At 64.9% G+C, this 13,909-nt stretch carries 16 protein-coding genes; all 16 read left to right on the top strand.

What is annotated here, in order from left to right; all coding sequences use genetic code 11:
• Positions 1–44 precede the first annotated feature (44 nt).
• The 16 genes from B8V81_RS05665 to ruvA all read left to right on the top strand — a co-directional run bounded on the left by B8V81_RS05665 (position 45) and on the right by ruvA (position 13,901).
• A complete protein-coding gene (locus tag B8V81_RS05665; protein ID WP_043110896.1) occupies positions 45–1,310 on the top strand; it encodes an Rne/Rng family ribonuclease in 1,266 nt (421 codons plus the stop codon).
• 158 nt (positions 1,311–1,468) lie between these two features.
• Positions 1,469–1,780 (top strand): 50S ribosomal protein L21, encoded by a 312-nt coding sequence (rplU, locus tag B8V81_RS05660; RefSeq protein ID WP_028597508.1) that lies wholly within the window; start codon positions 1,469–1,471, stop codon positions 1,778–1,780.
• A gap of 10 nt (positions 1,781–1,790) precedes the next feature.
• Positions 1,791–2,126 carry a ribosomal-processing cysteine protease Prp gene (locus B8V81_RS05655; protein ID WP_028597509.1) on the top strand — a complete coding sequence of 112 codons (336 nt, stop codon included), beginning with the start codon at positions 1,791–1,793 and terminating at the stop codon, positions 2,124–2,126.
• A gap of 17 nt (positions 2,127–2,143) precedes the next feature.
• The gene (gene rpmA, locus B8V81_RS05650; protein WP_028597510.1) at positions 2,144–2,455 is read left to right on the top strand and encodes a 50S ribosomal protein L27; all 312 of its coding nucleotides are present in this window, start codon (positions 2,144–2,146) and stop codon (positions 2,453–2,455) included.
• 78 nt (positions 2,456–2,533) lie between these two features.
• Positions 2,534–3,268 (top strand): Spo0B domain-containing protein, encoded by a 735-nt coding sequence (locus B8V81_RS05645; protein WP_028597511.1) that lies wholly within the window; start codon positions 2,534–2,536, stop codon positions 3,266–3,268.
• A 16-nt stretch (positions 3,269–3,284) separates the two neighbouring features.
• Positions 3,285–4,607, top strand: a complete 1,323-nt coding sequence (gene obgE, locus B8V81_RS05640; RefSeq protein WP_028597512.1) for a GTPase ObgE — start codon at positions 3,285–3,287, stop codon at positions 4,605–4,607.
• A 324-nt stretch (positions 4,608–4,931) separates the two neighbouring features.
• Positions 4,932–5,606 (top strand): class I SAM-dependent methyltransferase, encoded by a 675-nt coding sequence (locus B8V81_RS05635; RefSeq protein WP_028597513.1) that lies wholly within the window; start codon positions 4,932–4,934, stop codon positions 5,604–5,606.
• A gap of 197 nt (positions 5,607–5,803) precedes the next feature.
• A complete protein-coding gene (locus tag B8V81_RS05630) occupies positions 5,804–6,241 on the top strand; it encodes an ACT domain-containing protein (RefSeq protein ID WP_028597514.1) in 438 nt (145 codons plus the stop codon).
• A 36-nt stretch (positions 6,242–6,277) separates the two neighbouring features.
• Positions 6,278–7,564: a homoserine dehydrogenase gene (locus B8V81_RS05625; protein ID WP_028597515.1), complete on the top strand. Its 1,287-nt coding sequence runs from the start codon at positions 6,278–6,280 to the stop codon at positions 7,562–7,564.
• Positions 7,564–8,535 (top strand): homoserine kinase, encoded by a 972-nt coding sequence (thrB, locus tag B8V81_RS05620; protein WP_052332946.1) that lies wholly within the window; start codon positions 7,564–7,566, stop codon positions 8,533–8,535. The genes B8V81_RS05625 and thrB overlap by 1 nt, the downstream gene beginning before the upstream one ends.
• A complete protein-coding gene (gene pheA / locus B8V81_RS05615; protein ID WP_101807928.1) occupies positions 8,532–9,434 on the top strand; it encodes a prephenate dehydratase in 903 nt (300 codons plus the stop codon). Before thrB ends, pheA begins: the two co-directional genes overlap by 4 nt.
• Positions 9,435–9,531: 97 nt before the next feature.
• Positions 9,532–9,861: a hypothetical protein gene (locus B8V81_RS05610; protein WP_028597517.1), complete on the top strand. Its 330-nt coding sequence runs from the start codon at positions 9,532–9,534 to the stop codon at positions 9,859–9,861.
• 181 nt (positions 9,862–10,042) lie between these two features.
• Complete coding sequence (locus B8V81_RS05605; RefSeq protein ID WP_043110897.1) at positions 10,043–11,785, top strand: LysM peptidoglycan-binding domain-containing protein; 1,743 nt, start codon at positions 10,043–10,045, stop codon at positions 11,783–11,785.
• Between the two features lie 73 nt (positions 11,786–11,858).
• A complete protein-coding gene (locus tag B8V81_RS05600; protein ID WP_052332947.1) occupies positions 11,859–12,539 on the top strand; it encodes a BofC C-terminal domain-containing protein in 681 nt (226 codons plus the stop codon).
• A gap of 238 nt (positions 12,540–12,777) precedes the next feature.
• The gene (ruvC, locus tag B8V81_RS05595; protein ID WP_028597518.1) at positions 12,778–13,281 is read left to right on the top strand and encodes a crossover junction endodeoxyribonuclease RuvC; all 504 of its coding nucleotides are present in this window, start codon (positions 12,778–12,780) and stop codon (positions 13,279–13,281) included.
• Positions 13,278–13,901 (top strand): Holliday junction branch migration protein RuvA, encoded by a 624-nt coding sequence (gene ruvA, locus B8V81_RS05590; protein WP_028597519.1) that lies wholly within the window; start codon positions 13,278–13,280, stop codon positions 13,899–13,901. The genes ruvC and ruvA overlap by 4 nt, the downstream gene beginning before the upstream one ends.
• Positions 13,902–13,909 lie beyond the last annotated feature (8 nt).

Raw genomic sequence — 13,909 nt, 5'->3', positions numbered from 1 at the left:
CCAACTAGGTCCGGCTTGGGACCGGAAGGCGGTGTGCCGCTACAATGAACAAAGCGATGCTCGTCCACGGCGACGGCGCGATGCTGCAGACGGCTGTGCTGCAGGACGGCCGGGCCGTGGAATTTTTCATGGAATCCGTCCAGCAGGACGGCCTTGTCGGCAACCTGTACAAGGGAAGGGTCGTCAACGTGCTTCCCGGCATGCAAGCCGCTTTTGTCGATATCGGACTGGCCAAAAACGCCTTTCTCTACATCGACGAGCTGCTTCATCCGGCAGCCGCCAGGCAGGCGGACAAGCCGTCGATCGCGGAGCTGGCGCGGCCCGGGCAGGAGCTGCTCGTGCAGGTCATCAAGGAGCCGATCGGCGGCAAGGGTGCGCGCGTGACGACGCATTACTCCTTACCGGGACGCTGGCTCGTCTACATGCCCGGCGCGGATTACGTCGGCGTCTCCAAGAAGATCGCCTCCGAAAGCGAGCGGGCGCGGCTGCGCGGCATCGGAGAAGGCTTTCGCCGCAGCGGCGAAGGCGTCATCATGCGCACGGTGGCGGCCGGCGAGAGCGAGGAGTCGCTGCAGGCAGATCTGGCGCAGCTGCGGCGACAATGGGAGGAGGTCGAGCGGCGGGCCCGCGAGGCCAGGCCGGCCGAGCCGGTCATGCTGGAGGCCGGGCTCATGCGCCGCGTCTTCCGCGACAGCTACGCGGCCGGCATGGAGGTGCTGGTCGACGACCGGACCCGCTTCGCCGAGGCGCAGCAGCTGCTGCGTGAGCTCGCTCCCGGCAGCGAGCGGCAGCTGCGGCTGTACGACCGCGAGCTGGAGCGCAAGCCGCTGTTCGACCGCTTCGGCGTGACCGCCCAGCTGCAGGCCGCGTTCGCGACCCGCATCTGGCTGCCGAGCGGGGGCTACCTCGTCTGGGAGCAGACCGAGGCGCTTACGGTCATCGACGTCAATACCGGCAAATTCACCGGATCGAGCGGGCTCGAGGACACCGTATTCCATACGAACATGGAGGCTGCGCGGGAAATATCCCGGCTGCTGCGGCTGCGCGATGTCGGGGGCATCGTCGTCGTCGACTTCATCGACATGGAGGAGGGGGCCAACCGCGAGCGGGTCCGGCAGGAGCTGGAAAAAGCTTCGCGAGAGGACCGCAGCAAGTGCCAGATCCATGGCTGGACCCGGCTCGGCCTGCTCGAGATCACCCGCCGCAAAGCCCGCCGCAGCGTCGGCGCCCAGCTGTTCCCGCTCTGCGGCTGCTGCGGCGGCAGCGGACGCCGCGCGCCGGAAAAGCGGCGCGACGACTCGACGAAATAGCTTGATCGGGCTTTTCGCCTATGATACAATGTCTTGGTGTATGTCTCGGATGAGGCATCATGGTACCGCACAGGACGGGTTTTCCAAGCCTCGGCCGCGCCCCGCGCGTCCGTCACCCGATCGTGGCGAGTCTTCGACTACAAGGAGGTGCACCATCCATGTTCGCAATTATTGAAACGGGCGGCAAGCAATACAAAGTCCAGCAAGGCGATGTGCTCTACATCGAGAAGCTGAACGCCGGCGAAGGCGAGAGCGTGACGTTTGATCGCGTCCTGGCCGTATCCAAGGACGGAGGTCTCGTGACCGGTTCCCCGGTCGTTGCGGGAGCGACGGTTTCCGGCAAGATCGAGAAGCACGGCCGCGGCCAAAAGATCACGGTCTACAAGTACAAGCCGAAAAAGAACTACCGCCGCAAGCAAGGCCATCGCCAGCCGTACACGAAAGTAACGATCGAAAGCATCCAAGCGTAAGCTCAGGGCCATGATTGTCGTTACCTTCACCCGGCGGTCCGATGACCGGCGTATCGTCGCTTTCTCCGTAGAGGGGCATGCGCGGTATGCCAAAGCGGGCAAAGATATCGTATGCGCAGGTGTATCCGCCGTCACGGTGGGCACCGTTAATGCTATCGAAGTGCTTGCGGGAGCCGAGCTTCCGGCAAGCATGAAAAATGGATGGCTCCAGTCGGATATTCCGGAGCTGGCCGATTCCGAGGCGGATGCCCGGATGCAGCTGCTCCTGGAATCCATGAAGGTCATGCTGGAAGGAATCGCGGATTCCTACAGCGCCCATGTGGCCCTCAAAGAACAACTCAAGTAAGAAGGGAGGACTCCGTCATGTTGAAACTGAATCTTCAATTGTTCGCATCCAAAAAGGGTGTCGGCTCCACGAAGAACGGACGCGACAGCCAATCGAAGCGTCTGGGCGCGAAGCGTGCGGATGGACAGACCGTAACGGCAGGGAACATCCTGTTCCGCCAGCGCGGCACGAAGATCCACCCGGGCAACAACGTAGGCATCGGCAAAGATGATACGCTGTTCGCACTGATCGACGGCGTGGTCAAGTTCGAGCGTTGGGGACGCGACCGCAAAAAAGTCAGCGTATACCCGGTTGATCTGGCTCCGGTAGCCGCAGCAGTAGAAGCTTAAGAACCAGAGACACGCGACCCGGCCTGATACGAGCAGGCCGGGTTTTTTTATCATCCGGGCAGAAAGTGGGATCGACGTATGAATCGCTATCATTCGGCCAAGCTGTATGCAGCGGGCTCGGTTCTGCTGCCGGCGGCTGCCGCGGCCGCTTGGCCTTCGTGGCTGTGGACGCAGCTGCTGTTCCTGCTTTGGACGGCGGCTGCGGCGGCGGTATGGATCCGTCTGGAGAGGAAGCAGCATCGGCTGCAGCTGCAAAAAAGCCTGGCGGCGGTGCAGCAGGCTTCCATCCAGACGCTGGGCCATCATCGTCATGACTGGATGAACGATCTGCAGGTGCTGTACGGCTATATCCGGATGAACAAGCCGGATCGAGCGCTGGCGACCGTCGAGCGGATTCGGGAGCAGATGCTTCGCGAGAGCAAGATCTCCAAGCTTGGCTGCCCGGCGCTGACCGCCTACCTGCAGTCCTTCCGCACGCTCTCGCAATCGATCGTGCTGGAAGTCGACATCGAGGACAACCTGTCGCTGGAGGAGCTCAGCGAAGGATGCGACGGGGCCGGAGAAGCGATCATTGAAGTCATCAATGCCTATCGCTTCAGCATCAAGCCGGGCGGAGGCGATCCGGCCCGGCTGCAGCTGAGGCTTTCTCGCGGCAGCGGCGAGCTTTTAGTGGAGCTGGAGTTTGCCGGCGAGCTGATGGACGACGCTGAACTCGTGGAAAAATTGGAGCAGCGCCTGCGCGGAACGCCGCTGCAGGCAGACAGTCTGAAGCAGCATCGCCATGTTCTGCTGAAGGCACCGCTCTGCGCATAGATGGAGGAACTGAATCATGTTTGTCGATAAAGCCAAAATATTTGTCAAAGGCGGCGACGGAGGAGACGGCATCGTCTCGTTCCGCCGGGAAAAGTACGTTCCCGAAGGCGGTCCTGCCGGCGGCGACGGAGGACGCGGCGCGAACGTCATCTTCCGCGTGGACGAAGGCCTGCGCACGCTGATGGATTTCCGCTACCAAAAGCATTTCAAAGGCGACCGCGGCGAGAGGGGCCGTCCGAAGACGATGCACGGAGCAAGGGCGGAGGACATGATCGTCCGCATCCCTCCGGGCACGATCATCATCGATGACGACACCGGCGAGATCGTCGGCGACCTGACCCGCCACGGCCAGGAAGTCGTCGTCGCCAAGGGCGGACGCGGCGGACGCGGCAACCCGCGCTTCGCCACGATCAGCAATCCTGCGCCTGAGATCGCCGAAAAAGGCGAGGAAGGCCAGGAGCGCTGGCTCGTGCTGGAGCTCAAGGTGATGGCGGACGTCGGCCTCGTCGGCTTCCCGAGCGTCGGCAAGTCGACGCTGCTGTCGATCGTCTCGGCGGCCAAGCCGAAGATCGGCGCCTATCACTTCACGACGATCACGCCGAACCTCGGCGTCGTCGACGTCGAAGAGGGCCGCAGCTTCGTCATGGCGGATCTGCCCGGCCTGATCGAGGGCGCGCATGAAGGCGTCGGCCTCGGCCACGAGTTCCTGCGCCACATCGAGCGGACTCGCGTCATCGTGCATGTCGTGGACATGTCCGGCTCCGAGGGCCGCGATCCGTTCGAGGACTGGCTCAAGATCAACGAGGAGCTCGTGCTCTACAACGCCAAGCTGGCGGAGCGCCCGCAAATCATCGCCGCCAACAAGATGGACATGCCGGATTCGGAGGCCAACCTCGAGCGGTTCCGCGAGCAGCTCGCCGAGCGCGCCGAGGAGCGGGAGTACGAGATCATGCCGATCTCCTCGCTGACCAAGGAAGGCATCCAGGAGCTGCTTTACAAGGCGGCGGCGACGCTCGAGGCCATCCCCGAAGCGCCGGAGCTCGAAGAGGTCAAGGGAGTCGAGGAGCGCAAGATCTTCCGTCATTCCGAGAAGGAAGAAACGCCGTTCCGCGTCTACAAGGAGAACGACTACTTCGTCGTCGAGAGCGAATCGTTCGAGCGTCAGATCAAGCGCATCCATCTCAACTCCTACGATGCGGTCATGCGCTTCGCCCGCATGCTGCGGCGCATGGGCGTGGACAGCGCCCTGCGCAAGATCGGAGCCAAGGACGGCGACACAGTGCGCATCGGCGAATTCACCTTCGAGTTCTTCGAGGGCAGCGACTATTCTCCTGAATGAGCAAAGCTTGCTTCTGTCTAGGGTCCGCTTGGCGGACTTGGACCGGCAGCTTCAAAGCAGCGGCCCCCGGCGGGGGCCGCTTTTTTATTGGCTTCGCGCTCGACGGCTGGATGGATGATCATGCGGAATCGCCTGAGCCGCAGGATCGCTTCGGTCCTATCGGACGATCGAGCAATAGCGCCGCTCCTGGGACGGCGCTAGGCTGGAGGTCAAGCCCTTGCTGATTATAGATAAAGGCAATATATTAATCCCTATTCTATATTTCAAAATAATAACGTTCCGTGTTAAGCTGAACCCATTCCAAAGGGAAGAGGCGAAGCGGAGATGGACGAAAAGGTGAGGGAGCAGTTCGAGCTGGCGGCAGCCCGGTACGACGAGGAGCGCAGGGTGCTCATTCCCTGCTACGACGACTTTTACGGCAGCGCCTTGAAGTCGGCGCGCACCGATGCCGAAAAGCCGCGCATCCTGGAGCTCGGGGCGGGAACGGGGCTGTTCTCGGCGATGCTGCGGCAAGCGTATCCGTCCGCGGAGCTGACGCTGATGGACTTCAGCCCGTCCATGCTGGGCAAGGCGCGCGAGCGGTTCGCCGACGACGACGGAGTCCGCTTCGCGGAAGGCGACATGGCGGACGGCCTGCCGGAAGGGCCGTTCGACCTCGTCGTCTCCTCGCTGGCGATCCATCATCTGCCGCATGAGGCGAAGCGGAGGCTGTTCCGGCATGTCCGAGGCAGCTTGGCTGCGGGGGGCCGGTTCGTGAACGCGGACCAGGCGGCGGCCGAGTCTCCTGTCTTCGATGCGATTTACCGCGAGCTGTGGCTCGAGGAGATCTACGACGGACGCATCCGCAAGGAAGCGGCCGACGCCTCGGTCAAGCGACGGGAGACGGACATCAACGCCAAAGCCTCGGAGCAGCTCGCCTGGCTGCGGGAGGCGGGCTTCGCCGATGCGGATGTCGTCTATAAGTTCCGCGATTTCGCGGTCTTCTGCGCGCTCGTATGAGACGGCGCCGATGCAACGCCCTCGCGGGCGTTGTTTTTGTTTCTTTTCCAGAGAAAAGTACGTTATAATGTACAAAATTACTCTATCAAGAACAAACTCGACGGAAGCTGCATAGAAAAAAGGTTGCTGTCATCGACGGGCATCCGGTATAATGTCCACTATATGAAAACAACTGTCTATGGTAGGAGGACGCCAGCTTGACGGAGCGATACTATGTCGTTCGCGAAGACCTGCTGCCGGAGGCGATCGTCAAGACGATCGCGGTCAAGGAGATGCTCGGCCGCGGCGAGGCGGCGACGATCCACGAAGCGGTGGAGCGGGCGGGCTTGTCCCGCAGCGCCTTTTATAAGTACCGGGAAGGCGTGCTGACGCTGGGCGAGCTGGAGCGGGGGTCGATCATCACGATCTCGATCGATCTGGAGCATCGCTCCGGCATTCTGTCCCATGTGCTTGGACTCGTCGCGTCGCGTGGCGGCAACGTGCTGACGATCCACCAGAGCATCCCGCTGCAGGGCTACGCCAATGTCGTCCTGTCGGTGGATACGGCGCCGATGAAGGAGGACCGCTTCGCCTTTCTCGACGAGCTGCGGCTCCAGAATGGCGTCAAGCGCGCCTCCGTCATCGGACAGGGTTGAGCAGCGGAACATATGGAATACGGGGGATGATGAAGGATGAAACCAGTTAAAGTCGGCCTGCTTGGCCTTGGAACGGTAGGGACGGGCGTCGTGCGGATCGTGGAGCGCCATCAGGAGGATCTGATGAGCCAGGTCGGCTCGCCGATCGTCATCGAGAAAGTGCTCGTGCAGAACGTCGACAAGTCCCGCAGCATCGACGTCGACGCCGCAAAGCTGACGACCGATGCGTGGGAGATCATCCGCAACCCCGACATCGACGTCATCGTCGAGGTGATGGGCGGCATCGAGCGCACCAAGGAATATCTGCTGGAGGCGCTGTCGCTCGGCAAGCATGTCGTCACGGCCAACAAGGACCTGATGGCGCTGCATGGCCGCGAGCTGCTCGCCACGGCGAGCGAGAACCGCTGCGACGTGTTCTATGAAGCGAGCGTCGCCGGCGGCATCCCGATCATCCGCACGCTGATCGAGGGCTTCTCCTCGGACCGCATCACGAAGATCATGGGCATCGTCAACGGCACGACGAACTACATCCTCACGAAGATGAGCCAGGAAGGCGCCTCGTACGCGGACGTCCTCAAGGAAGCGCAGGAGCTCGGCTATGCCGAGGCCGACCCGACCTCCGACGTGGAGGGGCTGGACGCGGCGCGCAAGATGACGATCCTCTCCCGCCTCGGCTTCCGCTGCGAGGTCGGCCTGGAGGACGTATCCGTCAAAGGCATCTCGTCCGTCGGCAAGGAGGACATCGCCTACGCCAAGCGGCTCGGCTACGAGGTCAAGCTGCTCGGCATCGCCGAGCGCCAGGGCGAGTCGATCAGCGTCAGCGTGCAGCCGACGATGGTCAAGGCGAGCCATCCGATCGCGTCGGTGAACGGCGTGTTCAACGCGGTCTACGTGCATGGCGAGGCGGTCGGGGAGACGATGTTCTACGGCGCCGGAGCCGGCGAGCTGCCGACGGCGACGTCGATCGTCGCCGATCTCGTCGCCGTCGTGAAAAACCTCAAGATCGGCGTGAACGGCCTTGGCGGAGCGAGCTCCTTCAAGGAGCGCGTGCTGAAAAGCGACGAGCAGATCAGCTCGAAGTATTTCCTCCGGCTGCATGTAGCGGACCGCGCCGGCGTGCTCGCCCGCATCACCCAGGTGTTCGCGGAGTACGAGGTGAGCCTCGAATCGGTCATCCAGCAGCCGAACCCGGAGCTGAAGGAGGCGGAAATCATCGTCATCACCCATAACGCCAGCAAGGCGGCCATGAACAAGGTCGTAGACGCCTTCGAGACGCTCGACGTCATCCAGAAGGTCAAAAGCGTCTACCGGGTGGAGGGCTGATGGGCATGACCCGCGTGCTGGTGCGCGTCCCGGCCAGCACGGCCAATCTGGGACCGGGCTTCGACAGCCTCGGCATGGCTCTCTCGCTGCATGCCTGGGTCGGGATGGGCGTCTCCGAGCGCACGTCGATCCGGCTGCATGGCGGCGGACTGGACGGGATCCCGACCGACAAGAGCAACCTGCTCTACAAGGTCGCGGCGCTGCTGCATGAGGAAGCGGGACTGCCCGTGCCGGAGCTCGACATCGACATGAGCAGCGACATCCCGCTGACGCGCGGCCTCGGCAGCAGCGCGAGCGCGATCGTCGGCGCGCTGGCCGCGGCCAACGAGCTGGCGGGACGCCCGTTCGACCGGGACGGCCTGCTGCAGCTGGCGACCCGCCTCGAGGGGCATCCCGACAACGTCGGCGCCTCGCTCTACGGCGGCCTCATCGCCGCCGCCTGGGACGGCAGCCGCGCCGATCTCGTCCGTCTGGACCCGCCCGAGCGGCTGGCCGCGATCGCAGCGATTCCGCGCTTCGAGCTCGCCACCGAAAAAGCCCGGCATGCGCTGCCGACGCAGCTGCCGATGAAGGATGCCGTATTCAACGTCGGCCGCAGCTCCCTCCTCGTGGCGGCGCTGGCGTCGGGCCGGCTCGAGCTGATCGCGCGGGCGATGCAGGACAAGCTGCATCAGCCGTACCGCGCCCCGCTCATTCCCGGCATGGCCGAGGTGCTGGCCGGCGCGGCCGAGCACGGCGCGCTCGGCGCCGCGCTCAGCGGAGCGGGCCCGACGCTGCTCGCGCTCGTCGACCGGGAGAGCCCGCGCCTGGCGGAGCTGGAGACGTTCCTGCTCGGCACGCTGGCGGCGGCGGGCATCGAGGCCGACCTGATCCGGCTGGAGCCGGACCTGGAAGGTCCCGTCGTGCTGGACGAGCATCTGGCGCCTTGGCTGGCGCCGCAAGGCCATAGCAAAGGAGATTCCGAAGCATGATGAAAGTCGCCCTGCTTCCCGTCGTCTCCACCTCCGACGAGGCTGCCCGCAGCCTCTGCGGCGAGGACGGCGCGGAGCGCGTTTACTACCCGATGATTTCCGACGTATTCCTTTCTACGGTAGAAGGCCGGACGGACTACAGCGTCATCCCGATCGAGAATACGATCGAGGGCTCGGTCAACCTGCATATGGACTGGCTGCTGCACGAGGTCGACCTGCCGATCCAGGCGGAATGGATCTACCCGTCCCGCCAGCAGCTGATCGGCCATCGCGGCGAGCTGTGCGGCGAGGACGGCGAGCCGGAGTACGGCCGCATCGTGCGCGTGCTGAGCCATCCGGTCGCGATGGCGCAATGCCATAGCTTCCTGCGGGCGAACCTGCAGCATGCCGAGTGGGAGCATGTGAGCAGCACGGCCGAGGCGGTCAAGATCGTCAGCGAGAATCCCGGCAAAGGCTGGGCGGCGATCGGCCTTACGCTCGCCGCGGCCCATTACGGGCTCGACGTCATCCGCCCCGGCGTGACGGACCACGACAACAACTACACCCGCTTCCTGCTCGTCGGCCGCGAGCCGTTCGAGCTGCGGGAGTCGCCGGTGCGCAAGACGTCGATCCTCGTCACGCTGCCGGAAGACTTCCCGGGCGCGCTGCACCAGGTGCTGTCGGCGTTCGCCTGGCGGCGCATCAACCTGGCGCGCATCGAGTCGCGTCCGACCAAAAAGCGTCTCGGCACGTACCATTTCGTCATCGACATCGAGATGGCGCTCGACACGGTGCTGCTGCCCGCCGCGCTGCAGGAGATCGAGGCGATCGGCTGCCAGGTGCGGGTGCTCGGCTCGTATCCGAGCTTCGGCAGCACCGCTCCGGAGCTGGCGCAAGCGGCGGCGGAGAGCCGCGCTTGAAGCGTTATTCGACAAGAGAAAGCGTCCATTCGGCCTGAGGGGCTGGTCGGGCGCTTTTTTTATTCCAACGATCACAACGGCAGGAGGAGAGGAAGAGATGGACAAGCGCAGCGATCGGATCGCGGAGATCGACAGCCTCTACGGGTCGATGACGGAGCAGGAGCGGGAGAAGTGGCGTCAGACGGCGGGAAGGTCATGGATCGGAGAGGTGCCGGAGCTGGCAAGCGGCGATTGGGACGGATGGGAGGAGGAGCGGCTGGAGGCGCTGGCGGGCATGCTGCGCGGCTTTCTCCTGACGGTTCGGCAAGCGGTGCCCGACATCCGGGAAGCCTATGCAAAGTTTCAAGCGGAAGGGCGGCAGCTGCCGCGGAAGGTCAGCTTCGGCTTCGAGCCGGAGCCAGGCAAAAAGAAAGACGAGGAAGAGTAGCTTTCGCTTCGCCGTTCAGGCGCTCCGACGGAGCGCTCTTTTTTTTGCAATGCGCGCGGGGCTTGGATTATTTTGCGGAAAAGGGTGGCAGATGCCTAGTCGCTGCATACGATGTAACGACGGGCAGATGGGCGGGCAGCCGCCGCATTCGCAAGCATGCGAAGAGGAGGGAGTCGGCAAAGTGAAAATCCATATCGTGAAGAAGGGCGACACGCTGTACCTGATCGGCCAGAAATACGGGGTGAGCGTAGAAGAGCTGCAGAAGCTCAATCCGACCTTGACGAATCCTCATAACATCCTGATCGGCACGAAGGTCAAGGTGCCGGCATCGGCGAGCAAGCCGGGAGCGCCGGAGCTGATCCACAAGTACAAGGCGAAGATCGGCGATACGCTGTGGAAGCTGGCGAAGGCTTGGGGCGTCTCGCTGCAGGAGCTGATCAAGGCCAATCCGCAAATCGTGGATCCGGCCGAGCTCAAGGAAGGCGATACGGTCCATATTCCGAAGCCGTCCTCATCGCCGCTCACCGCGCAGCACAAGGCGGAGCCGGAATCCGGCGAGGGCGGCAAGAAGAATACGGCGCCGAAGGAAACGCCGGTCCCTGAGCCGGCAGCCGAGAAAAAGACGGAGGTCCAGGCGGAGCCCGTCACGCCGCCTCCGGTCGTGCAGACGGAGGAGCTGGTCGTGCCCGTCGTCGAGAAGCCTTCCTACGGTTCGTACGGCTCCGAGCACAAGGACTATGCTCCATCGCCGCTTTCCGCCGCCGCTCCAGCCCAATCCGGCTATGGCCATAGCCACGCGGCCGGGGAAATGAACGAAACGGCGCATCCGTTCCTGCAGGAGAAAATTCCGGCGACGGAAGCCTTCGCTCCGCTCTATCAGATGCCGCAGCTTCCGGGCTCGGTCGCCGGTGCGGCGGGAGCGGCGGGAGCGGGCTACGGCGGATACGGCCCTTACGGCTCGGGCTATTCGCAGGAAATTCCGGGGCTTGTCGCGGGCGCTGGAGAGGGCGGCTATGGCTCCGGTTACGGCGGTTACGGCAGCCCTAGCGGCTACGGCGGCTACGGCGCTTCGCCGATCGCCTCGTCGGAGCCGGTCCATGGCGGATACGCCGGACACGGCGGACCGTCGCCGTTGGCCGCGGCCGAGTCGGCATTCGGCCCTGGCCACGGCTATGGCGGCTACGGCTCCGGCGTTCTCGGGGCGGAGAGCGCGGGCTACGGATCGCCTTACGCTCCTTACGAGCCGTTCGCCGCCGGCGCCGCGGACGGCTATGGCCAGCCGGGCGGCTGGCCGGCCGGCATCTCGCCTGCCGCCGCTCCTTGGGGCGGCCAGCCGATGTACGGCGATCCGTATGCATCGGTTTATGGCGGCCAAGGCTATGCCGGCGGTTACGGCGGCTATGGCGGCTATCCGGCCCAGCCATTCGCCGGAGCGGCCGCCGGCTACCCGGCGGCTGCGGAGCAAGGCGCCGCGCCGTGGGCCCCCGGCCTCAGCGGCTCCTACAGCTACGGAGGCAGCGGCACCTGGCAGCCGGAGGCGGCGCTGCCCGCCTCCGCCGGGCAGGGCGGCTACGGCGCGCCGATGGCTGCCGGAGCGGCAGCGGGCTATGCGCAGCCGTCCTGGCCCGGCGCCACTGCCGGACTGCATGCGGGCGGCTACGGCCAGCCCGCGGCCGCCGCTCCGGCGCAGCTGAGCCCGGTTCAGGCGCAGCCCTGCGGATGCGGGGAGCGCGAGCAGGAGGCCGGCGAAGCCGAGCCCGCTGCCGCGGCGGCGGGAGGGCTGACGGTCAAAGGGCCTTCGAAGCCGGCCAAGACCGGCACGGCGTCGCCGCGCAAGCCGGCCAAAAAGGCGGTCATCCGTTCGGCGGCAAGGCCGACCGTGCGCCAGTCCAAGGGCAGCCGGCCGTGGATCAACCGCCGCTAGCGCTATGCATGCATAATTCCTCCAGCATCCGCTCATCCTAACGGCAAACGCGCCGGAAAGGGTGAAGGATGTCATGCTCAAGCTGTTCCGCCTGTGGCCCAAACGGAATTGGAACCCTCTGCGCCGCCTGCCGCTGCGCCTCGCCTGCGCCGCGACCGGCGCGGCGCTGCTGCTCGCCGGCTATCCGCCTGCTTCGGCCGCCGCGCCTCAGCCTGCAGCCGCGGCGGCTCAGCCTGCCCGGACGGCCGAGCCGGCGGATGGCGGAGCCGGCGCGATGGAACCGGATCAAGGGGCGGCCGCTTTCCTTCGAGGCCGCGAGGCCGCTCCCGTCGTGCTGCGGAAAGTATATTTATGCGGCGTCGAGACGCAGCCGCTCGGCCGGCTGGAGGCGGAGGAAGTGCATCGGCTGCTGCTGGAGCAGCCCCGGCTGACCGCTACGGTCGATAGCGGCGAGGTGCTGCTGACGGAATGGATCGACGATCTGTCGGACGCATGCCGCCGAAGCGCCACGTTCGGCGTGGACGCCGACGGCAGCCTCACCCTTTTCGAAGGACCGCCGGAGGAGGAGAAGGTCATCAAGACCTTCTATCAGCTCGATCTGCAGCATATGGAAAGCTCGCTGCCGAAGGAGGAGCTCGACCGCCTGTTCGGCGGCATCCGGGTGGAGGACAAGGACGAATACAACAGCGTGCTCTCGAGCTACGGCGACTTCGCGGTCGGCGTCAGCCAGGGCGCCATGCATCAGACGTATTGACCGCTTGCGCGGGCATCCGCACGCCGCGGCGGCTTTCCTTGCCGCTCCGCATCTTTTCCCGCAAGGCTTCGCCAGCCCCTGATCTCCCGTCGGAGACAGGGGCTATTTGCCGGCTCCGCCAGCTCCTCTGAGAAACGCTTGTTCTCATGAGAGAGTTATTTTGCTATACTGATAGAGTCTGTACCCCGGGCATCGGGGTTTTTTCTTTTTTCAGAAATGACGGCAGGGAGTGGCGCGGGTGCGCATTTTAGGGATTGACCCGGGCATCGCCATCGCCGGGTTCGGGTTCATCGACAAGGACGGGAGCAAGCTGGCGCCGGTGCAGTACGGCTCGATCGAGACCGAGGCCGGGACGCCTCACGAGCTGCGGCTCAAGCAGGTGTACGAGTCCGCCTCGTCGCTCATGGATACATACAAGCCCGACTGCGTGGCGGTAGAAAAGCTGTTCTTCAACCGCAACGTCACGACGGCGTTCACGGTCGGCGAGGCGAGGGGCGTCATCCTGCTCGCCGCCGCGCAGCGCGGCTTGCCGATCAGCGAATATACGCCGATGCAGGTCAAGCAGGCCGTCGTCGGCTACGGCAAGGCCGAGAAGCGCCAGGTGCAGGAGATGGTGCGCATGTTCCTGCGCCTCGCCAAAATTCCCAAGCCGGACGACGTGGCGGACGCGCTTGCAGTCGCGGTCTGCCATGCGCATTTTTCCGTCCTCCAGACCAAATTGAACGAGGTGCGCCGAAGATGATCGATTATGTGAAGGGCCGCGTCGCCCAGGTCGATGCCGACTCCGTCGTCATCGACGTCCGCGATATCGGATACCGCGTGTACACGCCCAACCCGTATGCCTTCGCGCGCAGCGAGGAGGCGGTGACGGTGTACTGCCACCATCATGTGCGCGAGGACGCCGCCCAGCTGTTCGGCTTCCAGACGCGCGAGGAGCAGGCGCTGTTCCGGCAGCTGCTGGAGGTGTCCGGCATCGGGCCGCGCGTCGCCGTCGGCATCCTCGCCGGAGGGCGGCCGGAGGCGGTCGTCGCCGCGATCCACCGCGAGGACCTGAGCTTCCTGACGCGGCTGCCGGGCATCGGCAAGAAGACGGCGCAGCGCATGATCCTCGACCTCAAGGACAAGCTCCAGCTCGCCGTGCAGACGGTCGAGCTGCAGTGGGAGGCGGAATCCTCCGGCGGCGGCACGGTCGCCGGAGCCGGCAGCGAGGCATGGACCGAGGCGCGCGAGGCGCTCGCCGCGCTCGGCTATACGGCGGCGGAGCTCGATCGCGCCTGGGCCGGCATGGGCGACGCCCAGCTGCCCGGCGAGACCGTCGACGCGCTCATGAAGCGCGCGCTGCAGCAGCTGTTCAAGGGCTGAGCGCGCAG

Source organism: Paenibacillus pasadenensis (assembly GCF_002864175.1).
GTDB classification, from domain to species: Bacteria; Bacillota; Bacilli; order Paenibacillales; family Paenibacillaceae; genus Paenibacillus_O; species Paenibacillus_O pasadenensis.
Note: the sequence above shows the minus strand (reverse complement) of the source record. Positions and strands in the feature narration are given on the sequence as shown.